Below are 26,585 nucleotides of genomic sequence, written 5' to 3'. Positions count from 1 at the left end.
AGCTGAGAAAAAAGCATTTCCCGCCCTCTCTCTCCTTAGATTATCCTTTTTTAACCGCTACCAGACAGTCAAAAAGCGTACTTCCCATTCCATTATCGGAATTTGAATCCTTTGTGAGCATGTTGACGGAGCCTCCGAATGCCGCCCACATGCCTTCATCTATATTCACCGTCTTCGGGTGAGCCTGCTTCATGATTTTCACCCTGCCGCGCAGACTGCCGCGGTCATTGTATACCTCTGCCGTATCTCCGTCTTGAAGTGAAAGCTCCTCGGCGATATCCGGCGACAGATCCACCTGAATCTGCTGAAGCTTTTCAATAAACGGCACGTGCTGTGAATGATTGGAGCGCTGCGGGTGAATGGACAGCAGCGTATACGGGTATTTCCCGGCAAGCCCGGCGTCATGATAAACAGACTCCTCCGGCACCTCCAATTGAGGGAGGCCGCTGTATCCTTTCTCTTCTGCCAGTGACGAGACGAATTCAAATTTTCCGCTCGGGGTTAAAAATTGAAAATCACTCCACGGAACCTTTTTGACCGGAAGCGGCATATGTCCTTTTTCCTTTAATTGCTCAAGGGTGATTCCTTCTTTCTCCAAAGAAGAGAGCCCCATTTTTAAGAAATCTTCCGTACTGTAATCAAACAGCTCCCCGAATCCGAGACGCTTTGCGAGTTCCGTCCAGATCCAGCGGTCTGATTTTGCCTCTCCCTGCGGTTCCGCAAGCTTCTTGCCATATTGAACATAGTGATGATACATGCTGGAATAATAAATATCTTCCTCTTCGAAAACAACGGCCGTCGGCAGCACATAGTCACAGAGCTTCGCCGTATCGGTCATGACCGAATCAATGGCCACTGTGACCGGTGTTTTTTCAAACGCTTCCTTCACTTTTTTTGTATTCGGCACCTGTGTCAGCGGATTGCCGCACGTCACGATGATCATCTCAATCGGCGGATCGGCTGCATTCAGCGCCTCTTCAGCTTGAGTCATCATCGAAAACGTTCTCGAACTTTTCTTCAGATCAGGACGGGTGAGCTCGGCCTTTGCAAAGCTTTCACCGACTTGCACATTTCCGAAGTTTGCGCCGCCGCCTTTGATACCGACATTTCCGCTCGCCGCAGCTAAAGCGTCAATCCACCGTATCGTCCCGCCCCCGTTTTTATATCTCTGCATCCCAAGACCCATAAAAGTGGAGGCGGGACCGTCAGCATATAAATCAGCAAGATATTCAAGCACTTCTAAAGACGTTTCTGTTTTCTCAATGATCTCCTCAAAAGAAATCGTCTTCAGAAGCTTTTCTATTTCTTCAAAACCGACCGAATGCCTTTGAATGAAATCGGAATCGGTTCTGCCGGTTTGGCATAATATTTTTAAAACACCCGCCGCAAGCCAGCCATCCATGCCGGGTTTGACGGATATATACCGATCGGCAAGCTTTGCAGTCGGGTTAAAAATAGGATCAATGACCGTCAGTGTCGCTCCTTTTTTCTTCACCTGCTGCAGATGATGATAGAGGTGCATATTCGTCCGGGACACGTTTCTGCCCCATACGATCACATGCTTGCTGTGATAAATATCAAGCGGTCCATGCCCGTAAGAACGCCCGAAATCCCAGCGCTGCGCTTCAATGCCGGAACCCCAGCAAATGCTGCCCGCAATCTCCGTTGCACCGCCGTATCCATTGAAAAAACGCTGGTCGAGCGCCTTCAAAAGACCGTTATTGGCGTAATCATGACTGTGCAGCACTGCGGCAGTGCCCAACGTCTCCTTAATCACCGCCATTTTTTCCGCGATTTCATCTAACGCCTGCTCCCAGGAAATGCGGACAAATTCGCCGTCTTTCTTTTTTAAAGGAAAACGAAGCCGTTCCGGCGCATTCGTTTTCGTCTCCAGCATTCTGCCCCGGCCGCAAATTTTTCCTTCCGTAATGGGATGATTCGGGTCTCCGTCTACTTTCGTCACCTTTCCATCCTCAACTGTCACCAAAAAGCCGCAGCTGTCCCAGCAATTCAGCGGGCACGCTGACTGATGCACTTTGCTCATCGGGCCTCTTCCTCTCCTCTATATGAAAAAGCATGAGCGCCAGCCCTTATGATGTAGGCTCCTCATGCTTGACGAGTACTTTTTTCAGCTTTCTCTCAAAATCTCTTCTCGGAATCATGACACTGTGGGAACAACCCGTGCATTTGATCCGAATATCCATTCCCATCCGAATGATTTTCCACCTGTTTTCACCGCAAGGATGCGGTTTCTTCATTTCAACAATATCATTCAGGCCAAAGTCTTTATCCGCCAAGACCCTTCACCTCTCTCCATAGACTGCTTTATTTATTGTACAAAAAAAGACAGGATAAGAGCAACGGCCGCACTCAAAATGAGCATTATACTTTTTTCCATCTCCCTAAAATAGGGTAAAGAAGAAGACATACCAGCAAATAAAGACTTAAAAGCCCGTAAATGGGATATAAAATGGCGATCAAATCTGAAAAACCGATTGTCGTAAAAGGCACCATCACAGCTAAAAGAAGAGATACGAGCGTCCATCTCGGCAATTTCACAAATGCAAGCATGCGGCTGGAAAGCCCGAACAGACCGGTCACGGTTGTCGTATAGATGGCTAAAAAAAGCACGGCGGCCATACAAAGAAATAACGGATAAGGAGCGCCTTCAAGGACGGCGAAAAGAGGCATCTCATATTGTGTAAGACTGCCTGAAAGCTGCACAAGTGTTTCATTGTAAACAAATGAAATCACACCGAAAATCAGCCCGCTTGCAACGCTTGCGATTTTCGCTTCTCCCAGTCCTTTCATATCTTTCCCGATTGAAGAAAGAACAGCGACAACAGAAAGGATGTTTAAGGACGTGAAGGTAATGCTTGCCGGCCAATTATACTGGCGGGTCAAATCTATCGTCCACGTGTAATGATGGGTTGTCTGAAAAAAGACCAATGCATATAACAGCCCCGCTACAAGAATCGGTATCAAAATACTATTCAGAGATAATATTCCTTTTATATCCCAAAAGAATAAACCGACGGTCACAATGCAAAGAAGAAAAATACCGATCCAAAACGGCAGCTTGTACATTTGCAGCGTCACACCGCCGCCGGCAATCATAACCATCGTCATTGAAAACAAATAAAACATAATAAGCACATCATAGACTTTAGCAAGAGCCGGCCCCATCAGATGCTCAAGCACAGGTAAAAAGTGCGTTGATTGAACCCGATAGCTGATCTTCAACACAATATAAGCCGAAATCGTAAACATGACTGTAAACAATACAATAGCCAGTCCGCTTTCGACACCGAAAAACTGCCATATTTCCTGCCCGCTTGCATACCCAGCCCCAATCTGGCTGCTTAATATGAGCAGCATCCACTTCATCCCGGCTCTCCACACCCTCATCACCTCATAAAATTTCTGATAATCTCCGCATATTGCTACTATATTGAGTGACAGCGGCAATCATTCATACAAATGGGACAAATATGGTATGATAACGACGATTGACTATTCAGAAAATTTTATTTATATAAGGAGCTCAAATCGTGTACATCAGGCGTTTAACCGCAAATGATACCAAGCCTTACACCGATATCAGGCTCAAAGCTTAAAAGATCACCCGGACGCGAGGCTTGAATCCGGTAATGCCATCGTGCTTGGCGCCTTTGAAAAAGACAGACTGATAGGAATCCTCAAGATCTCCAAGCATTCGCTGTTTAACCTAAGACACATTGCGGTTATCGGTTCTATGTATATTTCCCCCAAACATCGAAGGTCAGGCGCGGGAAAAGCGTTACTGACGGAAGCCATCAGCCAGGCAGCAAAAAAGATGAAAGACACAGAACAGCTCCCTCTCTCTGTTACTCAACAAATGAACCCGCAAAAAAACTCTACGCTCAGTTAGGATTTACCCTCTTTTCTACAGAAAAAAGAGCGCTGAAATTAGATCATCAGCAATATGTAATGTAGATCAAATGGTCTTATTTCTTTCATGAACTTAAAGAATAACTGCTCTGAGTTCTTTTTTCTATCCCGCTCTTTTCAAACAACCGGCATGCTGATCATGACATAAGCATAAAAAAAGGCAGCGCTGGATATACTGTAAACAACCTACATCACCAAAAACAACAATGTAATACTCGTATGACATGACAAGGAAGTGAACCTTATGAATCGAAAAGGCGGGCTTTTTTCTCAAGAACGGGCAAAACAATATGTATCTCATACGGATTCTTCTGCTGCGAATCAAATACAAGCGATCCTTACTTCATCTTTACGTAAAGCAGCCGGCAGACCGTTAGTCACCGTGTGTATCGGTACAGATCGGTCGACCGGAGATTCATTAGGTCCGCTCGTAGGAACAAAGTTAGAAAAAATGAATTTAGGCAGATTGCACGTTTACGGCACGCTGTCAGATCCTGTTCACGCCGTCAATATGAAAGACAAGCTGAAAGATATTCAACATCTACATAAAAATCCGTTTATTATAGCGGTTGATGCTTGTTTAGGCCGCGTCAAAAGCGTAGGCTCATTTCAAATCGGCGATGGGCCGCTGAAGCCCGGAGCAGGTGTTCAAAAAGATCTTCCCGAAATCGGTGACGTCCATATCAACGGAATCGTCAATGTCAGCGGGTTTATGGAGTATTTTGTCCTGCAGAATACGAGGCTTCATCTTGTTATGAGCATGGCAAATGTTTTAGCAGAGGGGTTACAGCTGACAGATAAATCAGAAGGCCGGCAGGAACGGCTCAGTCCGTTTCATAAGCTGACAAGACGTATATAAAAAAACCATCTTTTTTTAAAAAGATGGTTTTTACGCTTCTCTTTCAGACAATAGTTCTAGGATACGTTCAAGATCTTCATTTGAGAAAAACTCAATCTCAATCTTCCCTTTTTTCTTTTGTCTCTTAATATTTACTGTTGTTCCGAAGTAATTTTGCAAATACGATTCCCGCTCTTTTAACACAACATCTTGAACAGGTTCTTTTTTCTTTGTTTCACGTGGAACATTGTTGTTTAACTGCTGAATCAGCTGCTCAAGCTGACGGACGTTCAGCTGTTCTTCAACCACTTTCTTCACAAGCGGTTCAAGCTTGTTTTTATTTTTCAAACCAAGCAAGGTTCTGCCGTGTCCCATGGATAACGTACCTTCTGCAATGAGGTTCTGGATGCTTTCCGGCAGCGTCAGCAGTCTTAAATGGTTGGCAATATGAGGCCTGCTTTTCCCGAGCCGTTTAGCGAGCTGTTCCTGGGTTAAATCCAAATGCTTCAGCAGTGAGTCATATGCCAGAGCTTCTTCAAGCGGTGATAAGTCTTCACGCTGAAGGTTTTCCAAAAGAGCGATTTCCCGCATCAGTGATTCAGATAAATCCCGCACGATAGCCGGCACTGTCTCTTTACCGGCAAGTTTTGCGGCGCGGTAACGGCGTTCGCCGGCTACAATATCATAGCCCTTTAATGATTTTCTCACGATAATGGGCTGAAGAATGCCATGCTGAATGATGGATTCCTTCAGTTCATCTAATGACTCATCGTCAAATTGTTTTCTTGGCTGATAAGGATTGGGGCGCAAATCACTGATTTTAATCTCTTCCACTGTCTCTTCAGACAAATCAACCTGATTAAACAACGCGTTAATCCCTTTTCCGAGCCCGCCTTTAGCCATTCGCTGCCACTTCCTTTGCTAAATCTAAATATACTTCCGCACCTCTCGAACGCGGATCGTATAATATGATCGGCTTGCCGTGACTCGGCGCCTCACTTAAACGGACATTGCGAGGGATAATGGTTTGATACACTTTATCTCTAAAGTATTTCTTTACCTCCTCTATCACTTGAATGCCGAGATTCGTTCTGGCATCAAGCATCGTCAGAAGCACTCCTTCTATCATTAAGTCGGTATTTAAATGTTTTTGCACAAGCCGAACTGTATTTAATAATTGACTCAATCCTTCAAGAGCGTAGTATTCGCACTGAACCGGGATAACGACTGAATCTGAAGCGGTAAGCGCATTAATCGTTAATAACCCGAGAGACGGAGGACAATCAATAATCATGTAATCGTAATTTTGTTTCACTGATTCTAATGCTCTTTTCAGCCTGACCTCCCGTGAGATCGTCGGAACCAATTCGATTTCCGCTCCCGCAAGCTGGATCGTGGCCGGAATGACATCTAAGTTCTCTACTGAAGTCGGTTTAATAATATCTGTAACATCTGCATCATCTACTAAAATGTCGTACACACAATGATCCACATCGGCTTTTTCAATCCCTAATCCGCTCGTTGCATTGCCCTGCGGATCAATATCAACAAGAAGAACCCTTTTACCTATGTAAGCCAAGCAAGCCCCCAGATTAACAGAAGTCGTCGTCTTCCCGACTCCGCCTTTTTGGTTCGTAATTGCTATGATTTTTCCCACGATGTCACCTACCTTCACATGAACATGTACTGTCTTGTTTCTATCTTATCAAAAAAAGAGTAAAGCGTTTTATTTTTTTCATAATTTGTTTATCAGCAAGTGAAAAAAATGTAAACGAAAAAGACACTTTCTAATATAAGTTCTCCGATAAAGTGACTTTTTTGACTGTAAAAAGACAATTCACGACACAAAAAGATAAAATTTTACATATACAATGTATAGTGCACAATAAATCTATCATTATCTCAAAATAGTTTTTTGATTAAAATAAAAACTCCCCTGCTCATCAGGAGAGTTTTTATTTAGGTATCCGAATGGTAAGCTGGATGTACTCTTCGAATTCTTCTTCTTCAGTATTCAGTCTGACGCCGCTGTCTTCTACCATGGACAGTGACTGACGAATCGTATTCATCGCAATTCTTGTATCCCTGCTGAACGCTTTGCGTCTCGGCTTTGGTTTCTGCTTATTCTGTTCAAGCATTTTCACCACTCTGTCTTCCGTCTGCTTGACGTTTAAGCTTTTCTCAATGATTTCCGCAAGCAATGTGACCTGAAGCTCCGGCTGTTTGAGCGGAATCAGTGCTCTTGCATGACGTTCCGTAATTTTTTTCTCCATAATCGCATCCTGGACCGGTTCCGGGAGCTTTAACAATCGGAGCTTGTTCGCAATCGTTGACTGGCCTTTTCCTAAGCGCTGCGCCAAGGCTTCCTGTGTTAAATCATGAAGTTCTAACAGCCTTGCGTACGCATGAGCTTCCTCAATGGAGGACAATTCTTCCCTTTGCAGGTTTTCAATCAAAGCGACAGATGCTGTTTCCGTATCAGAAAAATCTTTAATAATTGCGGGAATCTTCTCCCATTCAAGCGTCTGTACCGCTCTCCAGCGCCTTTCACCCGCAATGAGCTCATATTGTCCTTCATCTTCTGTATGTCTGACAACAATCGGCTGAATGATGCCGTGTGTATGGATAGTCATTGCTAACTCTTTGATTTTTTCATCTGAGAAAATGGTGCGTGGCTGAAAACGGTTGGGAACGATAGCATGTACCGGTATTTCGAGTATCTCTTCTTTGTTTGTATCATGCTCAGCTATCTCCGGTTCCTCTTCCTTCTCACCAAACCCGAAGAAACGAGAGAATGAATGCTTCATGTACCTACACCACCTTTAAAAACTGCCATTTTTATAATTCTATTTTCTCATGGTTTTTCCTGCTGTATCTTCATCAATTTTGCAGAAAATATGATGGAATTGTCACATCAGGCTGTCTAAATTACCCTTCAATTGGCGATTTATTTGGAGTACCCGGTTTTCTCGGATATTTTTTCGGAGTGCTTTTCGTCTTGCGAATGATCATAATGTTCCGTTCACTTTCTTCAACAGGAAGTGTAAAGGAATGAACTTGTTCAAGCTCTCCTCCCAATACTTTAATCGCCTTTTGCCCCGCTTTCAGCTCTTCATCAGCGGCTGCTGCTTTCAGTGCGGCAAATACGCCGTTTTTCTTGGCCAGCGGCAGACAAAGCTCACTCAGGACCGACAGACGCGCCACCGCACGGGCCGTCACGAGATCGAAGCTTTCCCGTACGTCTTTCCGCTGTCCGAATGTCTCCGCTCTGTCATGGACAAATGTCGTATGCTCTAATTGTAAAGCATCAGAGAGAGTTTCCAAAAACGTAATCCGCTTATTCAGTGAATCGACGATGGTGACATGCAGATGCGGGAAGCAGATTTTGATGGGCAGGCTTGGAAAACCGGCGCCGGCGCCGACATCACAAAGAGTGGTGACCTTTTCAAAATCAATATAAAATGCCGCCGTTATCGAATCATAAAAATGCTTGAGATAAACTTCCTTTTTCTCAGTGATGGATGTCAGATTCATTTTTTCGTTCCATTCCACGAGCATCCGGTAATACAACTCGAATTGCTCCAGCTGGCGGTCAGAAAGGGAAATCCCTTTCTCCGCTAAACTGGATGTAAATTCCTCTATATTCATGCCGTCATCCTTTCTATTCAGCTACCTTGGCAATACGGCCCTGCTCCAGGTATACCAGCAGGATTGAAATGTCTGCCGGATTGACGCCGGAAATACGGGACGCTTGAGCAACTGATAAAGGACGCACTTCTTTCAGCTTTTGACGGGCTTCAGTAGCAATTCCTTTAATGGCGTCATAATCAATCCGATCAGGGATTTTTTTGTTTTCCATTTTCTTCAGCTTTTCCACTTGCTGCAAGGATTTTTCGATATATCCTTCATATTTCACCTGAATTTCCACTTGTTCCGCCACATCTTGCGGAACCGGAGAATCTGCAGGTGCAAGTTTTGTCACTGTTTCATAGTTCATTTCCGGACGTTTCATTAAATCTGTGCCGCGCACTCCGTCTTTCAGCTCGCTTCCGCCGAGTGAACGGATATATTCCTGATTCTCAGGAGACGGCTTGATAATAACAGACCAGAGACGTTTTTTCTCTGCCTCGATCGCCGCTTTTTTCTTCTCAAACGCTTCATAGCGCTCATCAGAAATTAAGCCGATATCGTGGCCGATTTCCGTCAGACGAAGATCGGCGTTGTCGTGACGGAGCAGCAGTCTGTATTCCGCCCGTGAAGTCAGCAGACGGTACGGTTCATTGGTTCCTTTCGTTACCAAATCATCAATCAATACACCGATATAAGCATCGGAACGGCTGAGGATCACTTCTTCTTTTCCAAGCGCTTTGCGGCCTGCGTTGATCCCTGCCATAATTCCTTGCCCGGCTGCTTCCTCATAACCTGATGTACCGTTAATTTGACCGGCTGTGTACAGGTTAGGGATTTTTTTCGTCTCCAGTGTAGGCCAGAGCTGCGTCGGTACAATCGCGTCATACTCAATCGCGTATCCGGCTCTCATCATCTGCACCTTTTCCAGTCCCGGAATGGTCGCCAGCATCCGCTGCTGCACGTCCTCAGGAAGACTCGTGGATAAACCTTGAACGTATACTTCCTGCGTATTTCTGCCTTCCGGCTCAAGGAAAATCTGATGACGCGGTTTATCATTAAACCGAACGACTTTATCTTCAATCGAAGGACAGTATCTCGGTCCCGTTCCTTTAATCATACCGGAATACATTGGCGAACGATGCAGGTTGCTGTCGATGATCTCATGAGTCTCAGGACTCGTGTAAGTCAGCCAGCAAGGCAGCTGATCGGTAATGTATTCAACCGTTTCATATGAGAAAGCGCGCGGAACCGGGTCCCCCGGCTGGATTTCTGTTTTGCTGTAATCAATGGAATCGCTTGAGACACGAGGAGGCGTGCCCGTTTTAAAACGGACGAGATCAAAACCGAGCTCCTCTAAGTGCTCAGAAAGTTTAATAGACGGCTGCTGGTTATTCGGACCGCTTGAGTAAGACAAATCACCGAGAATGATCCGTCCTCTTAAATACGTTCCGGTTGTCAGCACGACCGTTTTTGCCTTATATTCAGCACCGGTTTGCGTAATGACACCGCGGCACTCTCCGTCTTCAATGATTAAACGCTCGGCAATCCCTTGAAGAAGTGTCAAATTCGGTGTTTTTTCCAGCGTATGCTTCATTTCGTGCTGATATTGGAATTTATCCGCCTGCGCACGCAGCGCCCGTACGGCCGGACCTTTTCCTGTATTCAGCATTCTCATTTGAATATGAGTTTTATCTATATTTCTAGCCATTTCTCCGCCGAGCGCGTCAATTTCGCGGACGACAATCCCTTTCGCGGGGCCGCCGACAGACGGATTACATGGCATAAACGCAACCATATCAAGATTAATCGTCAAAACAAGCGTTTTGGCTCCCTGGCGCGCGGATGCGAGGGCAGCCTCAACACCGGCATGCCCGGCGCCGATGACAATCACGTCGTATTGGCCTGCTTCATACCCCATGGTTTTTTCCTCCCTTTTATTTACCTAAACAAAATTGTGAAAAGAGCTGATCAATTAAGCTTTCGTGGACGGCATCACCGATGATTTCGCCCAGCAGCTCCCAGCACCTTGTCAAATCAATTTGGACCATATCAATCGGAACATCCTGTTCAATTCCGTTCAGCGCATCATCAATCGCTTGCTTTGCCTGATGCAGAATCGAGATATGACGGGTGTTGCTGACATAGGTGAGATCTCCGCTTTCGATCGCTCCTGTATAAAATAGCGACTGAATCGCTTCCTCTAAATCTTGAATGCCTTCTTCTTTCAGCAATGAGGTCGTGACGACAGGCCGGCCTTTCGCCAGTTCCTTGACGCGCTCAGCGTCAATCTTAGCCTCAAGGTCCGTCTTATTCATAATGACAATGACGTCCATTCCCTCAACCGCTTCAAACAATTTCACATCTTCTTCAGAAAGCTCTTCGCTGTGGTTAAGCACAAGCAAAATGAGATCCGCTTCCTTCAGAACCTGCCGTGACCGTTCCACACCGATTCTTTCGACGATATCTTCTGTCTCACGGATTCCGGCGGTATCGACAAGCCGAAGCGGCACGCCTCGCACGTTGACATATTCCTCAATCACATCACGCGTCGTTCCCGGAATATCGGTTACGATCGCCTTCGTTTCATGGACAAGGCTGTTAAGCAGAGAGGATTTTCCGACGTTCGGACGGCCGATGATCACGGTAGACAGTCCCTCACGCAAAATTTTCCCCTGCTCAGACGTACGGAGCAGCGCCTCGATTTCTTTCTTCACGCCGCCTGCCTTCTCCACTAAAAGCTGATGCGTCATTTCTTCGACGTCATCATATTCCGGATAATCTATATTAACCTCAACATGGGCAAGTGTTTCTAACAACTCATCACGCAGACGGCGGACAAGCGCGGAAAGCCGTCCTTCCATCTGGTTCATGGCGACATTCATGGCACGGTCCGTTTTAGCCCTGATCAGATCCATCACCGCTTCCGCCTGTGAAAGGTCAATCCGTCCGTTTAAAAATGCGCGCTTCGTAAACTCACCGGGTTCTGCCAGTCTCGCACCTTCTCTTAAAGCAAGCTGGAGCACCTGATTAACCGTCACAATACCCCCGTGACAGTTGATTTCAATGACATCTTCCCTTGTGAATGTTCTGGGCGCTCTTAAAACAGACACCATGACTTCCTCAATAATCCGTCCCGTCGTGCTGTCCGCGATATGCCCGTAATGAATGGTATGCGATTCTGCCGAACTGAGCGTTTTGCCTTTCGGACCCTTGTACATTTTGTCGGCGATCTTTACGGCTTCCGGGCCGCTCAGCCGAACGATCGCGATCGCGCCTTCACCCATCGGAGTTGAAATCGCTGCAATTGTATCCATGCTGTTCACCTCTCTTTATCTCTGTTTCCATCTATATAAAAAATTTTATTTACGCCAAAATTAAAAGATAACATAGTTTGGTTTGAAGTGGAAGATACGTTATCCACAAAGGCAGAAATTCATCCCTTATTACTTTAACTTATCCACATGTGAATAACAATTAATTTTATTTCCTAAAACCTTTTTTATCAACAGCATAGACCGAAAAAGAAAAAACTTAAACGCTAAAAATGCGATTCTGCTTAGGAATAGAGCCATTTTTGCCAATAAAAAAACCGAAGTTCCGATTTTAGCCGGACTTCGGTTTTCTGCTATCTTTATGGGAAATAACGAGATGGCGGTACCGGCCTTCACCGGTAGAAAACGTTTTGATATTTGGATGCTTTGACAGCGCGTCATGGATGATTTTTCTTTCACCTGACGGCATCGGTTCTAAATGCACATCTTTTTTCGTTTTCGACACTTGCTTGGCCAGCCTGTTTGCCAGCTGATCCAGAATTTCTCTTCTTTTCCGCCGATAATTCTCAGCGTCGACAGCGGCTTGGCGATACTGGCCGGAGCCGCGGTTCAAAACAAGCTGCGTCAATGTTTCCAGGGCATTGAGTGTTTGTCCTCTTTTGCCAATAAGCAGCGCCGCTTTTTCACCTTTAATGTGAAAACAGACTGTTTTCTTGTTTTCTTCCGTAACAATCTCAGAAGGCCCGGCAATGGAATGGATGATTTCTTCCAAATACGCTTTCGCTTCCTGAACAGGATTTCTTTTCTCTTCCAGTTCTACGATCGCATTCTTTTTTCCGAAAATACCCAAAAACCCTTTATATTCTTCTTGCACCACCGTTATTTCTACTTGATCTTTCGTCAGTTGAAGTTCCTGAAGGCCTGATTGAACTGCTTCTTCGACATTCCGTCCCGCAGCAGTCACCTTCTTCACTTTTTCTTTCCTCCCGCTTTCTGCGTTTCCGGATCGTGTTTAATGTCAGGTCCTTTAATAAGGAATGTCTGAGCAATCATAAACAGGTTTCCGACTACCCAATACAGAGAAAGCGCGCTCGGGAAGTTGATCGCAAATACGATGATCATGATCGGCATAATCCATACCATCATTGCCATTTGAGGATTCTGAGTCGGATTTCCGGCCATCATCAGCTTCTGCTGGACAAAAGTGGCCACACCGGCAACGATAGGAAGAATATAGTAAGGATCCTTCTCTCCTAGGTCAAACCATAAAAAGCTGTGCTGTGAAATGGCTTGCGTACGCATAATGGCGTGGTAGAATCCGATCAAAATCGGCATTTGAATCAGGATCGGGAAACATCCCGCCAGCGGATTAACCCCGTGCTTTGAAAACAGGGCCATCGTTTCCTGCTGAAGCTTCTGCTGCGTTTTTTGATCTTTAGAGCTATATTTTTCTCTGAGCTTCTGCATTTCAGGCTGCAGCGCCTGCATTGCTTTTGAGCTTCGAAGCTGCTTGATCATCAGCGGCAGAATCAGCAGACGAATTAAAATCGTAACGATGATGATCGATAAACCATAGTTATCGCCCGTCAGTTTAGCTACGTACGTAATAACTTCTGACAATGGATACACAACATATTTGTCCCAGAAATGCGGACTATTCGCCGTAATCGGCTCTTTCACACTCGAGCACCCGGCCAGCAGCACGAGCAGACCGACCATACTCAGTAGTAACCATATTCTCCTTTTCAAGAACGTTTCCTCCTATACCAATCTTTATAAACCTTGTATGTATTTTAGCATCTTTCAGTTTCAAATGGCGTTCATTTTTCGCCAAATAAAAGGAAGCGCTTTTAAAAACGTGAAGAAAACAAAATATGAGCTATTTTGACGAAGATTTCTTATATAATGAGGTTTTTCTGAATAAGTGCTGCAGACTCTTTTTCGTTTCTTCAAAACTGAGGTCGCCGGCGGGTTTTCTTGCGATAATAATAAAATCTTTCGGCTTGAGCAGCTCTTTTTCCTCCTGAACAGCCTGCCTTATTAACCGCTTCACCCGATTGCGCACGACGGCATTGCCGATTTTTTTACTGACAGAAAGCCCTACCCGGAGCTCTTCCTGTTTCGGCTGATCAAGCGTATACAGCACGAACTGGCGGTTTGCCATAGACGTTCCGCGTTTAAACACTTTTTGAAAATCTTCATTTTTCTTTAACCGATTTCGCTTCTTCACTTTAATTCACTCCGATATTCACTCGCAGAAACTTTTATTTCTATCTAAAAAAAACGGGCCGCCGGAATACTGAAGAAATTTCTCCAGTACCGGGCGACGCATGACATCTCACTCTCTTAATGTGAAAAAAGACCACTGACATTATTCAGTGGCCTAAGCTGATAATACTTTTCTGCCTTTGCGGCGACGGCGTGCTAATACTAGACGACCGTTTTTTGAACTCATACGGCTTCTGAAGCCATGAACTTTACTGCGTTTACGGTTATTCGGTTGGAATGTTCTTTTCATTTATGACACCTCCCTCGAGGAATAGCTGTTAAAGACAGTCTTACTTATTATATTTGTGCTGCCTATTCATTGTCAACTTCAGCAGTGCTTTTATTTCTTACAACCATAATAGGATAACATACCTTAACCAGTTTAGAAACCTTATTTTTCATATTCCTTTTTTTAACGCACAAAAAAAAGCCGCGCTCCCTCGAAAAAACGACATGTGGATAATTTTTCGGTCTTTTTTTAATATCCACAATCGTTATCGACAACATTTTCACATTGCTAACCCCTGTGGACAAAGATTTTTCAACAAGTTGTCAGGTTTGTGGATAAGATTACGAGAACCATTGCAAGTCCTCGCTTAATTTGATATTATATTTGTGTTTTAACTCTTAATTACTTATCCAGTCCATTCTCTTTATCCACAATTTGTGGATAAGTTGTGGATTGTTTTCACACAGCTTGTGTAGATTGTTGTCCACAACTTGTGGAATTTGTCGAAAAGCTGTTTTTCTACTATACTATATGTTTTCAACATTTCGTGTGTACGAATGGTCAGAGCCATATGCTCTTTTTTTGTGTTCTATAACAGGGAAAGGGCGCTGATTTTTAAAGAAAAGGAGGGCTGTGCCGGATAATGGAGAATATATTGGATCTTTGGAATCAAGCTCTAGCTCAAATTGAGAAAAAGCTAAGCAAACCGAGTTTCGAAACTTGGATGAAGTCGACGAAAGCCCATTCGCTGCAAGGAGATACCTTAACCATCACCGCTCCCAATGAATTTGCCAGAGACTGGCTGGAGTCCAGGTACTTACATCTCATTGCAGATACCATATATGAATTAACCGGGGAAGAATTGAGCGTCAAATTTGTCATTCCTCAAAATCAGGACGAAGAAGACTTTTTACCGAAACCGCAAGTGAAAAAAGCGGCAAAAGAGGAACCGTCTGATTTTCCCCAAAGCATGCTCAACCCGAAATATACATTCGACACATTCGTCATCGGATCGGGAAACCGATTCGCCCATGCAGCATCACTGGCTGTGGCGGAAGCACCCGCTAAAGCGTACAACCCTTTATTTATATACGGGGGAGTCGGCTTAGGAAAAACCCACTTAATGCACGCGATCGGCCATTATGTCATTGATCATAATCCTTCAGCCAAAGTGGTGTACCTGTCTTCTGAAAAATTCACAAATGAATTCATCAACTCAATCCGCGATAACAAAGCCGTTGATTTCCGCAACCGCTACCGGAACGTTGATGTACTTTTGATAGATGATATTCAATTTTTAGCCGGAAAAGAACAAACACAGGAAGAGTTTTTCCATACATTCAACACGCTTCATGAAGAAAGCAAACAAATCGTGATTTCCAGCGACAGACCGCCGAAAGAGATCCCGACCCTTGAAGACCGCCTGCGTTCGCGGTTCGAATGGGGATTGATTACGGATATCACACCGCCGGATCTGGAAACGCGGATTGCCATCCTGAGAAAGAAAGCGAAGGCGGAAGGCCTTGATATTCCGAACGAGGTCATGCTTTACATCGCAAATCAGATTGACAGCAACATCCGCGAACTGGAAGGGGCATTAATCCGGGTTGTCGCCTATTCATCCTTAATCAATAAAGACATTAACGCAGACCTGGCTGCGGAAGCATTGAAAGATATTATTCCGTCTTCAAAGCCGAAGGTCATTACGATAAAAGAGATTCAGCGGATTGTCGGACAGCAGTTCAACATTAAGCTTGAAGATTTCAAAGCGAAAAAGCGCACGAAATCCGTGGCGTTCCCAAGACAAATTGCGATGTATCTTTCAAGAGAAATGACGGATTCTTCTTTGCCTAAAATCGGGGAAGAATTTGGCGGCAGAGACCATACAACCGTCATTCACGCCCACGAAAAGATTTCAAAACTGCTGATTGATGACGAGCAGCTTCAGCAGCAGGTGAAAGAAATAAAAGAACTGCTTAAATAATAGTGCCCTCGGATGAATCGGGGAAAGTGTGAATAACTTTTTCATAGCCATACACAGTCTGTCCACATGTGGATAGGCTGTGTTTCCTGTCTTTTTCACAACTTATCCACAAATCCACAGGCCCTACTATTACTACTGCTATTTTTAAAATATATTAATTATATTATCCGTTAGGAGGATAAACATGAAATTTACGATTCAAAAAGATCGTTTAGTCGAAAGTGTACAAGACGTTCTAAAAGCCGTTTCATCCAGAACCACAATTCCCATTCTCACCGGTATTAAGATCGTCGCCTCAGATGAAGGAGTATCTTTCACAGGAAGTGACTCTGATATTTCAATCGAGTCATTCATTCCGAAAGAAGAAGATGATAAAGAAATCGTGACGATCGATCAGCCGGGAAGTATCGTGCTGCAAGCGCGTTTCTTCAGCGAAATCGTTAAAAAACTGCCGATGGCGACTGTTGAAATCGAAGTTCAAAATCAATATTTAACGATTATCCGTTCCGGAAAAGCCGAATTTAATTTAAACGGCCTTGATGCAGATGAATATCCGCATCTACCGCAAATCGAAGAGCATCACGCTATTCAGATTCCGACGGATCTTTTGAAAAACCTGATCCGCCAAACCGTGTTCGCTGTGTCCGCCTCAGAAACACGCCCTATCTTGACAGGTGTAAACTGGAAAGTCGAAAACGGTGAATTATTATGCACTGCCACGGATAGCCACCGACTCGCTTTAAGAAAGGCGAAGCTTGATATTCCGGAAGACAGCTCTTATAACGTGGTCATTCCCGGGAAAAGCTTAACCGAGCTGAGCAAAATTCTAGATGACAACCAAGAACTGGTTGATATCGTCATTACAGAAACCCAAGTGCTGTTCAAAGCGAAAAACGTTTTGTTCTTCTCAAGGCTGCTTGATGGAAACTATCCGGACACGACCAGCTTAATTCCGCAGGAAAGCAAAACGGAAATCGTCGTAAACACGAAGGAATTTTTACAGGCGATAGACCGTGCTTCTTTATTGGCGCGAGAAGGCCGAAACAACGTTGTAAAGCTTTCTGCCAAACCGGCGGATTCGCTGGAGATTTCATCAAATTCTCCGGAAATCGGGAAAGTGGTTGAAGCTGTGCTGGCTGACCAGATTGACGGCGAGGAATTAAATATTTCATTCAGTCCAAAATATATGATGGACGCACTGAAAGTACTTGAAGGAGCGGACATCCGTATCAGCTTTACGGGAGCGATGAGACCGTTTCTTATCCGTACGCCGAATGATGAAACCATCGTTCAGCTCATCCTTCCGGTCAGAACGTATTAATCAAACAGAATGTGCTGCCGGCTTAGTTCGGCAGCTTTTCTATTCATCAGCCGCTCCCTCAAGTTTTCCCTTTCCTTATTTCAGGATTTTTTAGTACAATTAGATATTAGTGATATTTGAAAGAGGTCGATAATATGGCAAATCCGATTTCGATTGATACAGAAATGATTACGCTTGGCCAGTTTTTAAAATTAGCCGATGTGATTCAGTCCGGCGGCATGGCGAAGTGGTTTCTGAGCGAGCATGAGGTGACTGTCAACAATGAACCTGACAATCGCCGCGGCAGAAAGCTTTACGTTGGAGACGTGGTCGCGATTGAAGGATTTGGTTCATTTCAAGTCGTCAATTAAAGCGGGTGACAGCGGTTGTATATCCAAAATTTAGAATTAACATCCTACCGTAATTATGAGCGCGCTGAGCTTCAATTCGAAAACAAGGTGAATGTGATCATCGGGGAAAATGCCCAAGGCAAAACCAATCTGATGGAAGCCATCTATGTCCTTTCGATGGCAAAATCACACCGCACCTCAAATGACAAAGAACTTATACGGTGGGACGAAGACTATGCTAAAATAGAAGGAAGAGTGATGAAGCGCAACGGGGACATCCCGATGCAGCTTGTCATCTCCAAAAAAGGTAAAAAGGGCAAGGTCAATCATATAGAGCAGCAAAAACTCAGTCAGTATGTCGGAGCGCTGAACACCATTATGTTTGCCCCCGAGGATTTAAATCTCGTCAAAGGAAGCCCTCAGGTGAGGAGGAGATTTCTCGATATGGAGATCGGGCAGGTTTCTGCCGTTTATCTGTATGATTTATCTCTTTATCAAAAAATCCTTTCACAGCGGAATCATTTTCTGAAACAGCTGCAAAGCCGGAAACAGACTGACCGGACTATGCTTGACGTTCTCACTGATCAGCTGATTGAAGCAGCCGCAAAAGTTGTCGCCAAACGTCTGCAGTTTACGGCGCAGCTTGAAAAATGGGCGCAGCCGATCCATTCCGGCATTTCCCGGGGACTTGAAGAACTGACGCTTAAGTATCACACGGCGCTTGATGTATCAGATCCCAAAGATTTGTCGAAAATAGGTAACAGCTACCAGGAGTCTTTTTCGAAATTAAAAGAAAAAGAAATAGAACGAGGCGTCACATTATTCGGACCGCATCGGGATGATGTCCTTTTTTATGTGAACGGACGCGATGTGCAGACGTACGGTTCGCAGGGACAGCAGCGTACGACGGCTTTGTCTTTGAAGCTGGCCGAAATAGATTTGATTCATGAAGAAATCGGAGAATACCCCATTTTACTTTTGGATGATGTACTAAGCGAGCTGGATGATTACCGACAGTCCCATTTGCTTCATACGATCCAAGGCCGTGTGCAGACATTTGTCACCACGACAAGCGTGGATGGCATTGACCACGATACCTTACATCAAGCAGGAATGTTCCGTGTGGAAAACGGTACGTTAGTGAAGTGAAGAAATGAGGTGAGCGATTGTATATTCATTTAGGTGACGACTTTGTCGTTTCAACACGCGATATCGTCGGCATTTTTGACTGCAAGGTCAATGTATCGCCGATCGTTGAAGAATTTCTGGACAGACAGAAAGAAAAAGTAGTGCCGTCCGTAAACGGCACGCCAAAGTCTATCGTAGTCACGACTGAGAATATATATTACTCTCCCTTATCTTCCGGCACACTGAAGAAACGTGCGCAATTTATGTTAGAAATAGATTCTTAGCGGATCTTTACAATGAATATATCGTTTAAGAAAAGTGTAGGTGAATGTGCATGGCTATGGAACAGCAGCAAAATAGTTATGATGAGAATCAGATACAGGTATTAGAAGGTTTGGAAGCTGTTCGAAAGAGACCGGGGATGTACATCGGATCAACTAACAGCAAAGGCCTTCACCACTTGGTGTGGGAAATCGTCGACAACAGTATTGACGAGGCCCTGGCCGGTTATTGTACAGATATTAATATCGAGATTGAAAAAGATAACAGCATTACCGTTAAGGACAACGGGCGCGGAATTCCGGTCGGTATCCAGGAGAAGATGGGCCGCCCTGCGGTTGAAGTCATCATGACCGTTCTCCACGCCGGCGGTAAATTTGACGGAAGCGGATATAAAGTATCCGGCGGTCTTCACGGTGTAGGGGCGTCCGTCGTAAACGCCTTGTCGACCACTCTTGACGTTACGGTTCATCGTGACGGAAAAATCCACTATCAGGCGTACGAGCGCGGTGTGCCTGTGGCCGATCTTGAAGTGATCGGTGATACTGATAAGACCGGAACGATTACGCACTTCGTTCCGGATCCGGAAATCTTCAAAGAAACAACTGTATACGACTATGATCTGCTTTCAAACCGTGTCCGGGAATTGGCCTTCCTGACAAAAGGCGTAAACATCACGATTGAAGACAAACGTGAAGGACAAGAACGGAAAAACGAGTACCACTACGAAGGCGGAATCAAAAGCTATGTTGAGTACTTAAACCGTTCCAAAGAAGTCGTTCATGAAGAGCCGATTTATATCGAAGGCGAGAAAGACGGCATAACGGTTGAAGTTGCATTGCAATACAACGACAGCTATACAAGCAATATTTATTCTTTCACAAATAATATCAACACATACGAAGGCGGGACGCACGAGGCCGGATTTAAAACTGGTCTGACCCGTGTCATAAACGACTATGCAAGAAGAAAAGGGATTTTCAAAGAAAATGATCCGAATTTAAGCGGGGATGATGTGAGAGAAGGGCTGACTGCCATTATTTCAATTAAGCACCCTGATCCGCAATTCGAAGGGCAGACGAAAACCAAGCTCGGCAACTCTGAAGCGAGAACGATCACTGACACGCTGTTTTCTTCTGCGCTGGAAACATTCCTTCTTGAAAATCCGGACTCAGCCCGCAAAATCGTTGAAAAAGGTTTAATGGCCGCAAGAGCGCGGATGGCAGCGAAAAAAGCGCGGGAATTGACCCGGCGCAAAAGTGCGCTTGAGATTTCCAATCTGCCGGGCAAACTGGCGGACTGTTCTTCTAAAGATCCGAGCATTTCCGAGCTGTATATCGTAGAGGGTGACTCTGCGGGCGGATCAGCGAAACAGGGACGGGACCGTCATTTCCAAGCCATTCTGCCGCTGCGCGGTAAGATTCTGAACGTTGAGAAAGCCAGACTTGATAAGATTCTCTCAAACAATGAGGTCAGATCAATGATCACGGCCCTCGGAACAGGAATCGGCGAAGATTTTAATCTTGAAAAAGCGCGTTATCATAAAGTGGTCATCATGACGGATGCCGATGTTGACGGCGCCCACATCAGAACGCTTTTATTAACGTTCTTCTACAGATACATGCGGGAAATCATCGAAAACGGCTATGTCTACATTGCCCAGCCGCCGCTTTATAAAGTGCAGCAGGGAAAACGGGTGGAATACGCTTATAACGATAAGCAGCTTGATGAGCTGTTAAAAGAGCTTCCGCAATCACCTAAGCCCGGCCTCCAGCGTTATAAAGGTCTTGGAGAAATGAACGCGACTCAGCTTTGGGAAACGACAATGGACCCTGCGACCAGAACGCTTCTGCAAGTCAATCTTGAAGATGCAATGGACGCTGACGAGACTTTTGAAATGCTGATGGGTGACAAAGTAGAACCGCGGAGAAACTTCATAGAAGCAAACGCCAGATACGTGAAAAATCTTGATATTTAACCAAGAAAGCCTTATTTTCGTTAAGAAATAAGGCTTTTTTCTCAAAGCGGCTTCTAAAGCCTCTGAAAACCCGCAAAACCCGTATATTCTACTAAATTAATGTGTATAAACACAAGTTTATTGATATAATGGAGAATAGTGAAATCGTATTGAAGATCATAATGGACAATCTACTCCCACATTATTTCATGTGATACTTCAGGGAGGTTTTTTTAATGAGTGAACAAAACACACCACAAGTACGTGAAGTCAATATCAGTCAGGAAATGCGGACATCCTTTCTGGACTATGCAATGAGCGTTATCGTATCCCGGGCGCTTCCGGATGTGCGTGACGGTCTGAAGCCGGTTCACAGACGGATTTTGTACGCAATGAATGATTTAGGCATGACCAGTGACAAACCATATAAAAAATCTGCCCGTATCGTCGGTGAAGTTATCGGTAAGTACCACCCGCACGGTGACTCAGCGGTTTACGAATCAATGGTCAGAATGGCGCAGGATTTTAACTACCGCTACATGCTTGTTGACGGACACGGCAACTTCGGTTCGGTTGACGGCGACTCAGCGGCCGCGATGCGTTACACAGAAGCGAGAATGTCAAAAATCGCAATGGAAATTCTGCGTGACATTACGAAAGACACGATTGACTATCAAGATAACTATGACGGTTCAGAAAGAGAGCCTGCCGTCATGCCTTCGAGATTTCCGAATCTGCTCGTAAACGGGGCTGCCGGTATTGCGGTCGGAATGGCGACAAACATTCCTCCCCATCAGCTTGGAGAAGTCATTGAAGGCGTGCTTGCCGTAAGTGAGAATCCTGAGATTACAAACCAGGAGCTGATGGAATACATCCCGGGCCCGGATTTTCCGACTGCTGGTCAGATTTTGGGCCGGAGCGGCATCCGCAAGGCATATGAATCCGGACGGGGATCAATCACAATCCGGGCTAAGGCTGAAATCGAAGAGACATCATCAGGAAAAGAAAGAATTATTGTTACGGAACTTCCTTATCAGGTGAACAAAGCGAGATTAATTGAAAAAATCGCAGATCTTGTCCGGGACAAAAAAATCGAAGGAATTACCGACCTGCGAGACGAATCCGACCGTAACGGAATGAGAATCGTCATTGAGATCCGCCGTGACGCCAATGCTCACGTCATTTTGAATAACCTGTACAAACAAACGGCCCTGCAGACGTCTTTCGGAATCAACCTGCTGGCGCTCGTTGACGGACAGCCGAAGGTGCTGAGCCTGAAACAATGTCTGGAGCATTATCTTGATCACCAAAAGGTTGTGATCCGGCGCAGAACGGCTTACGAACTCCGCAAAGCGGAAGCGAGAGCTCACATTCTGGAAGGTTTAAGAATCGCTCTCGATCATTTAGATGCCGTTATTTCTCTTATCCGCAGTTCCCAGACGGCTGAAATTGCGAGAACGGGTTTGATCGAACAATTCTCACTGACTGAAAAACAAGCGCAAGCCATTCTGGATATGCGCCTTCAGCGATTAACCGGTCTGGAGCGCGAAAAGATTGAAGAGGAATATCAATCACTTGTTGCGCTTATCGCCGAGCTGAAAGATATTTTAGCCAATGAAGAAAGAGTTCTTGAGATCATCCGTGAAGAGCTCAATGAAATCAAAGAGCGTTTCAATGATGAGAGACGCACTGAAATCGTGACGTCCGGTCTTGAAACAATTGAAGATGAAGATCTTATCGAGAGAGAAAATATCGTCATCACACTGACCCATAACGGCTATGTTAAACGTCTCCCGGCGTCCACATACCGCAGCCAAAAACGGGGCGGAAAAGGCGTACAGGGAATGGGAACGAATGAAGATGACTTTGTGGAACACTTAATTTCCACATCAACGCACGATACGATCCTGTTCTTCTCTAATAAAGGGAAAGTATACCGTTCTAAAGGATATGAAATCCCTGAATACGGCCGTACGGCAAAAGGCATTCCGATTATTAACCTTCTGGAGGTTGAAAAAGGCGAATGGATTAATGCTATTATTCCGGTCAGCACGTTTGATGAGGAGCAATACCTATTCTTTACGACCAAACAAGGGGTGTCGAAACGTACGGCACTGTCCCAGTTTGCGAATATACGGAATAACGGGCTGATCGCCCTGGGTCTCCGGGAAGACGATGAACTGATGGCCGTCCGCCTGACTGACGGCAAGAAACAAATCATCATCGGAACGAAGAACGGTTTGCTGATCCGTTTCCCTGAAGAAGATGTAAGACAAATGGGACGAACAGCTGCAGGTGTTAAAGGCATCACGCTGACAGACGATGATGTTGTGGTAGGCATGGAGATTCTTGAAGAAGACTCCCACGTCCTCATAGTGACAGAAAACGGCTACGGCAAACGCACACCGGCTTCAGAATACAGAGTTCAAAGCCGGGGCGGAAAAGGCCTTAAAACATGTAAAATCACTGACAGCAACGGTCCGTTAGTAACCGTGAAAGCAACAAAAGGCGAAGAGGACTTAATGATTATTACGGCAAGCGGCGTGTTAATCAGAATGGATATTAATGATATCTCCACTACGGGACGTGTAACACAAGGCGTCCGTCTGATCCGCATGTCTGATCAAGAGCATGTAGCCACTGTGGCGCTTGTGGAAAAGAATGAAGAAGAGCCGGAAGAAACGGAAGAAGTATAAAGTAAAAGCGCAGCTGTAACAGGCTGCGCTTTTATTATATAAAGAAATGAAAAAAAGCTTTGACACATAGCGATGATACTGATATAATTCTTTTTGTTGTCTTTTTAATAGAAAGGCAAGCCTAGCGAAAATATTTTTAAAAAAAGTATTGACCTAGCAAACTGAAAATGTTATGATTAAGAGGTCGCTTCGAGAGAAGCAACAAAGTTCTTTGAAAACTAAACAAGACAAAACGTACCTGTTAATTCAAAGTTTTAAATAAATCGCACAGCGATGTGCGTAGTCAGTCAAACACTTTATCGGAGAGTTTGATCCTGGCTCAGGACGAACGCTGGCGGCGTGCCTAATACATGCAAGTCGAGCGGACAGATGGGAGCTTGCTCCCTGATGTTAGCGGCGGACGGGTGAGTAACACGTGGGTAACCTGCCTGTAAGACTGGGATAACTCCGGGAAACCGGGGCTAATACCGGATGTTTGTTTGAACCGCATGGTTCAGACATAAAAGGTGGCTTCGGCTACCACTTACAGATGGACCCGCGGCGCATTAGCTAGTTGGTGAGGTAACGGCTCACCAAGGCGACGATGCGTAGCCGACCTGAGAGGGTGATCGGCCACACTGGGACTGAGACACGGCCCAGACTCCTACGGGAGGCAGCAGTAGGGAATCTTCCGCAATGGACGAAAGTCTGACGGAGCAACGCCGCGTGAGTGATGAAGGTTTTCGGATCGTAAAGCTCTGTTGTTAGGGAAGAACAAGTGCCGTTCAAATAGGGCGGCACCTTGACGGTACCTAACCAGAAAGCCACGGCTAACTACGTGCCAGCAGCCGCGGTAATACGTAGGTGGCAAGCGTTGTCCGGAATTATTGGGCGTAAAGGGCTCGCAGGCGGTTTCTTAAGTCTGATGTGAAAGCCCCCGGCTCAACCGGGGAGGGTCATTGGAAACTGGGGAACTTGAGTGCAGAAGAGGAGAGTGGAATTCCACGTGTAGCGGTGAAATGCGTAGAGATGTGGAGGAACACCAGTGGCGAAGGCGACTCTCTGGTCTGTAACTGACGCTGAGGAGCGAAAGCGTGGGGAGCGAACAGGATTAGATACCCTGGTAGTCCACGCCGTAAACGATGAGTGCTAAGTGTTAGGGGGTTTCCGCCCCTTAGTGCTGCAGCTAACGCATTAAGCACTCCGCCTGGGGAGTACGGTCGCAAGACTGAAACTCAAAGGAATTGACGGGGGCCCGCACAAGCGGTGGAGCATGTGGTTTAATTCGAAGCAACGCGAAGAACCTTACCAGGTCTTGACATCCTCTGACAATCCTAGAGATAGGACGTCCCCTTCGGGGGCAGAGTGACAGGTGGTGCATGGTTGTCGTCAGCTCGTGTCGTGAGATGTTGGGTTAAGTCCCGCAACGAGCGCAACCCTTGATCTTAGTTGCCAGCATTCAGTTGGGCACTCTAAGGTGACTGCCGGTGACAAACCGGAGGAAGGTGGGGATGACGTCAAATCATCATGCCCCTTATGACCTGGGCTACACACGTGCTACAATGGGCAGAACAAAGGGCAGCGAAACCGCGAGGTTAAGCCAATCCCACAAATCTGTTCTCAGTTCGGATCGCAGTCTGCAACTCGACTGCGTGAAGCTGGAATCGCTAGTAATCGCGGATCAGCATGCCGCGGTGAATACGTTCCCGGGCCTTGTACACACCGCCCGTCACACCACGAGAGTTTGTAACACCCGAAGTCGGTGAGGTAACCTTTTAGGAGCCAGCCGCCGAAGGTGGGACAGATGATTGGGGTGAAGTCGTAACAAGGTAGCCGTATCGGAAGGTGCGGCTGGATCACCTCCTTTCTAAGGATTTTAACGGAATATAAGACCTTGGGTCTTATAAACAGAACGTTCCCTGTCTTGTTTAGTTTTGAAGGAACTTTGATTCTTTCATATGGTAGATGGGCCTGTAGCTCAGCTGGTTAGAGCGCACGCCTGATAAGCGTGAGGTCGGTGGTTCGAGTCCACTCAGGCCCACCATCTTTACCCAATACGGGGCCTTAGCTCAGCTGGGAGAGCGCCTGCTTTGCACGCAGGAGGTCAGCGGTTCGATCCCGCTAGGCTCCACCAACGTGTTCTTTGAAAACTAGATAACAGAAGTAATTCACATTCAATTAGTAATGCAAGATATCACGTAGTGATTCTTTTTAACGGTTAAGTTAGAAAGGGCGCACGGTGGATGCCTTGGCACTAGGAGCCGATGAAGGACGGGACGAACACCGATATGCTTCGGGGAGCTGTAAGCAAGCTTTGATCCGGAGATTTCCGAATGGGGAAACCCACCACTCGTAATGGAGTGGTATCCATATCTGAATACATAGGATATGAGAAGGCAGACCCGGGGAACTGAAACATCTAAGTACCCGGAGGAAGAGAAAGCAAATGCGATTCCCTGAGTAGCGGCGAGCGAAACGGGACCAGCCCAAACCAAGAGGCTTGCCTCTTGGGGTTGTAGGACACTCTGTACGGAGTTACAAAGGAACGAGGTAGATGAAGAGGTCTGGAAAGGCCCGCCATAGGAGGTAACAGCCCTGTAGTCAAAACTTCGTTCTCTCCTGAGTGGATCCTGAGTACGGCGGAACACGTGAAATTCCGTCGGAATCCGGGAGGACCATCTCCCAAGGCTAAATACTCCCTAGTGACCGATAGTGAACCAGTACCGTGAGGGAAAGGTGAAAAGC

The 26,585-nt window shown here is 45.7% G+C and carries 22 protein-coding genes, 2 tRNA genes and 2 rRNA genes (1 of these 26 running past the window's edge); 13 read left to right on the top strand and 13 right to left on the bottom strand.

The annotated features are described in order from the left end of the window. Window positions 1-40: 40 nt before the first annotated feature. The 3 genes from CXL14_RS03480 to CXL14_RS03470 all read right to left on the bottom strand — a co-directional run bounded on the left by CXL14_RS03480 (window position 41) and on the right by CXL14_RS03470 (window position 3,408). Window positions 41-2,044, bottom strand: coding sequence for a molybdopterin-dependent oxidoreductase (locus CXL14_RS03480; protein WP_014419385.1), 2,004 nt, complete (start codon window positions 2,042-2,044; stop codon window positions 41-43). A 46-nt stretch (window positions 2,045-2,090) separates the two neighbouring features. Continuing rightward, window positions 2,091-2,297: a DUF951 domain-containing protein gene (locus CXL14_RS03475; protein ID WP_004392973.1), complete on the bottom strand. Its 207-nt coding sequence runs from the start codon at window positions 2,295-2,297 to the stop codon at window positions 2,091-2,093. Window positions 2,298-2,382: 85 nt separating this feature from the next. Beyond that, window positions 2,383-3,408: a YkvI family membrane protein gene (locus CXL14_RS03470; RefSeq protein WP_094296139.1), complete on the bottom strand. Its 1,026-nt coding sequence runs from the start codon at window positions 3,406-3,408 to the stop codon at window positions 2,383-2,385. Between the two features lie 250 nt (window positions 3,409-3,658). On the opposite strand from CXL14_RS03470, the gene CXL14_RS20340 reads away from it, so the two are divergent. Next, entirely contained in the window at window positions 3,659-3,910 is a 252-nt protein-coding gene (locus tag CXL14_RS20340) for a GNAT family N-acetyltransferase (protein WP_014419387.1), read from the top strand. 264 nt (window positions 3,911-4,174) lie between these two features. Then, window positions 4,175-4,789 carry a spore protease YyaC gene (yyaC, locus tag CXL14_RS03460; RefSeq protein WP_004392969.1) on the top strand — a complete coding sequence of 205 codons (615 nt, stop codon included), beginning with the start codon at window positions 4,175-4,177 and terminating at the stop codon, window positions 4,787-4,789. A gap of 30 nt (window positions 4,790-4,819) precedes the next feature. Here the strand turns inward: yyaC and CXL14_RS03455 are convergent, their stop codons facing one another. The 10 genes from CXL14_RS03455 to rpmH all read right to left on the bottom strand — a co-directional run bounded on the left by CXL14_RS03455 (window position 4,820) and on the right by rpmH (window position 14,188). Continuing rightward, window positions 4,820-5,671, bottom strand: a complete 852-nt coding sequence (locus CXL14_RS03455) for a ParB/RepB/Spo0J family partition protein (RefSeq protein ID WP_014419388.1) — start codon at window positions 5,669-5,671, stop codon at window positions 4,820-4,822. Beyond that, window positions 5,664-6,425 (bottom strand): sporulation initiation inhibitor protein Soj, encoded by a 762-nt coding sequence (gene soj, locus CXL14_RS03450; protein WP_007409899.1) that lies wholly within the window; start codon window positions 6,423-6,425, stop codon window positions 5,664-5,666. The genes CXL14_RS03455 and soj overlap by 8 nt, the downstream gene beginning before the upstream one ends. A 298-nt stretch (window positions 6,426-6,723) precedes the next feature. Continuing rightward, complete coding sequence (noc, locus tag CXL14_RS03445) at window positions 6,724-7,575, bottom strand: nucleoid occlusion protein (RefSeq protein ID WP_007615083.1); 852 nt, start codon at window positions 7,573-7,575, stop codon at window positions 6,724-6,726. Window positions 7,576-7,696: 121 nt separating this feature from the next. Continuing rightward, entirely contained in the window at window positions 7,697-8,416 is a 720-nt protein-coding gene (gene rsmG, locus CXL14_RS03440) for a 16S rRNA (guanine(527)-N(7))-methyltransferase RsmG (RefSeq protein WP_007409901.1), read from the bottom strand. A gap of 13 nt (window positions 8,417-8,429) precedes the next feature. After that, window positions 8,430-10,316, bottom strand: a complete 1,887-nt coding sequence (mnmG, locus tag CXL14_RS03435) for a tRNA uridine-5-carboxymethylaminomethyl(34) synthesis enzyme MnmG (protein WP_007615086.1) — start codon at window positions 10,314-10,316, stop codon at window positions 8,430-8,432. Window positions 10,317-10,332: 16 nt separating this feature from the next. Further along, the gene (mnmE, locus tag CXL14_RS03430; RefSeq protein WP_014419389.1) at window positions 10,333-11,712 is read right to left on the bottom strand and encodes a tRNA uridine-5-carboxymethylaminomethyl(34) synthesis GTPase MnmE; all 1,380 of its coding nucleotides are present in this window, start codon (window positions 11,710-11,712) and stop codon (window positions 10,333-10,335) included. Between the two features lie 289 nt (window positions 11,713-12,001). Beyond that, window positions 12,002-12,643 carry an RNA-binding cell elongation regulator Jag/EloR gene (gene jag / locus CXL14_RS03425; protein ID WP_014419390.1) on the bottom strand — a complete coding sequence of 214 codons (642 nt, stop codon included), beginning with the start codon at window positions 12,641-12,643 and terminating at the stop codon, window positions 12,002-12,004. After that, window positions 12,640-13,389: a YidC family membrane integrase SpoIIIJ gene (gene spoIIIJ, locus CXL14_RS03420; RefSeq protein ID WP_014722099.1), complete on the bottom strand. Its 750-nt coding sequence runs from the start codon at window positions 13,387-13,389 to the stop codon at window positions 12,640-12,642. The genes jag and spoIIIJ overlap by 4 nt, the downstream gene beginning before the upstream one ends. Before the next feature lie 160 nt (window positions 13,390-13,549). Next, window positions 13,550-13,900 (bottom strand): ribonuclease P protein component, encoded by a 351-nt coding sequence (gene rnpA, locus CXL14_RS03415; RefSeq protein ID WP_004392944.1) that lies wholly within the window; start codon window positions 13,898-13,900, stop codon window positions 13,550-13,552. A 153-nt stretch (window positions 13,901-14,053) separates the two neighbouring features. Further along, window positions 14,054-14,188, bottom strand: coding sequence for a 50S ribosomal protein L34 (gene rpmH / locus CXL14_RS03410; protein ID WP_003178075.1), 135 nt, complete (start codon window positions 14,186-14,188; stop codon window positions 14,054-14,056). Window positions 14,189-14,810: 622 nt separating this feature from the next. Between rpmH and dnaA the strand changes: the two genes are divergently transcribed. The 11 genes from dnaA to CXL14_RS03355 form a co-directional block, all read left to right on the top strand. After that, window positions 14,811-16,151: a chromosomal replication initiator protein DnaA gene (gene dnaA / locus CXL14_RS03405; protein ID WP_004392913.1), complete on the top strand. Its 1,341-nt coding sequence runs from the start codon at window positions 14,811-14,813 to the stop codon at window positions 16,149-16,151. A gap of 184 nt (window positions 16,152-16,335) precedes the next feature. Further along, window positions 16,336-17,472, top strand: coding sequence for a DNA polymerase III subunit beta (gene dnaN, locus CXL14_RS03400; RefSeq protein WP_014416704.1), 1,137 nt, complete (start codon window positions 16,336-16,338; stop codon window positions 17,470-17,472). 134 nt (window positions 17,473-17,606) lie between these two features. Beyond that, window positions 17,607-17,822 (top strand): ribosome maturation protein RlbA, encoded by a 216-nt coding sequence (rlbA, locus tag CXL14_RS03395; protein WP_004392910.1) that lies wholly within the window; start codon window positions 17,607-17,609, stop codon window positions 17,820-17,822. 15 nt (window positions 17,823-17,837) lie between these two features. Beyond that, window positions 17,838-18,950 carry a DNA replication/repair protein RecF gene (gene recF / locus CXL14_RS03390; RefSeq protein ID WP_007409910.1) on the top strand — a complete coding sequence of 371 codons (1,113 nt, stop codon included), beginning with the start codon at window positions 17,838-17,840 and terminating at the stop codon, window positions 18,948-18,950. Between the two features lie 17 nt (window positions 18,951-18,967). Next, window positions 18,968-19,213 (top strand): extracellular matrix regulator RemB, encoded by a 246-nt coding sequence (gene remB, locus CXL14_RS03385; protein WP_004392908.1) that lies wholly within the window; start codon window positions 18,968-18,970, stop codon window positions 19,211-19,213. 56 nt (window positions 19,214-19,269) lie between these two features. Beyond that, entirely contained in the window at window positions 19,270-21,186 is a 1,917-nt protein-coding gene (gyrB, locus tag CXL14_RS03380) for a DNA topoisomerase (ATP-hydrolyzing) subunit B (RefSeq protein WP_014720600.1), read from the top strand. A 215-nt stretch (window positions 21,187-21,401) separates the two neighbouring features. Then, window positions 21,402-23,861, top strand: coding sequence for a DNA gyrase subunit A (gene gyrA / locus CXL14_RS03375; protein WP_014416706.1), 2,460 nt, complete (start codon window positions 21,402-21,404; stop codon window positions 23,859-23,861). Window positions 23,862-24,157: 296 nt separating this feature from the next. Continuing rightward, a 16S ribosomal RNA gene (locus CXL14_RS03370) occupies window positions 24,158-25,707 on the top strand. A 100-nt stretch (window positions 25,708-25,807) separates the two neighbouring features. Next, window positions 25,808-25,884: transfer RNA gene (locus CXL14_RS03365), tRNA-Ile, on the top strand. A gap of 14 nt (window positions 25,885-25,898) precedes the next feature. Beyond that, window positions 25,899-25,974, top strand: a tRNA-Ala gene (locus tag CXL14_RS03360). Window positions 25,975-26,056: 82 nt separating this feature from the next. Beyond that, window positions 26,057-26,585, top strand: a 23S ribosomal RNA gene (locus CXL14_RS03355); it runs 2,401 nt beyond the window's last position. Together the 16S and 23S rRNA genes with 2 tRNA genes alongside form the textbook arrangement of a ribosomal RNA operon.

The sequence above is a fragment of the Bacillus sp. SJ-10 genome (genome assembly GCF_002843505.1).
Classification (GTDB): Bacteria; Bacillota; Bacilli; order Bacillales; family Bacillaceae; genus Bacillus; species Bacillus velezensis.
The sequence above is the reverse complement of the archived record's forward strand: the minus strand, read 5'-3'. Positions and strand labels throughout refer to the sequence as shown.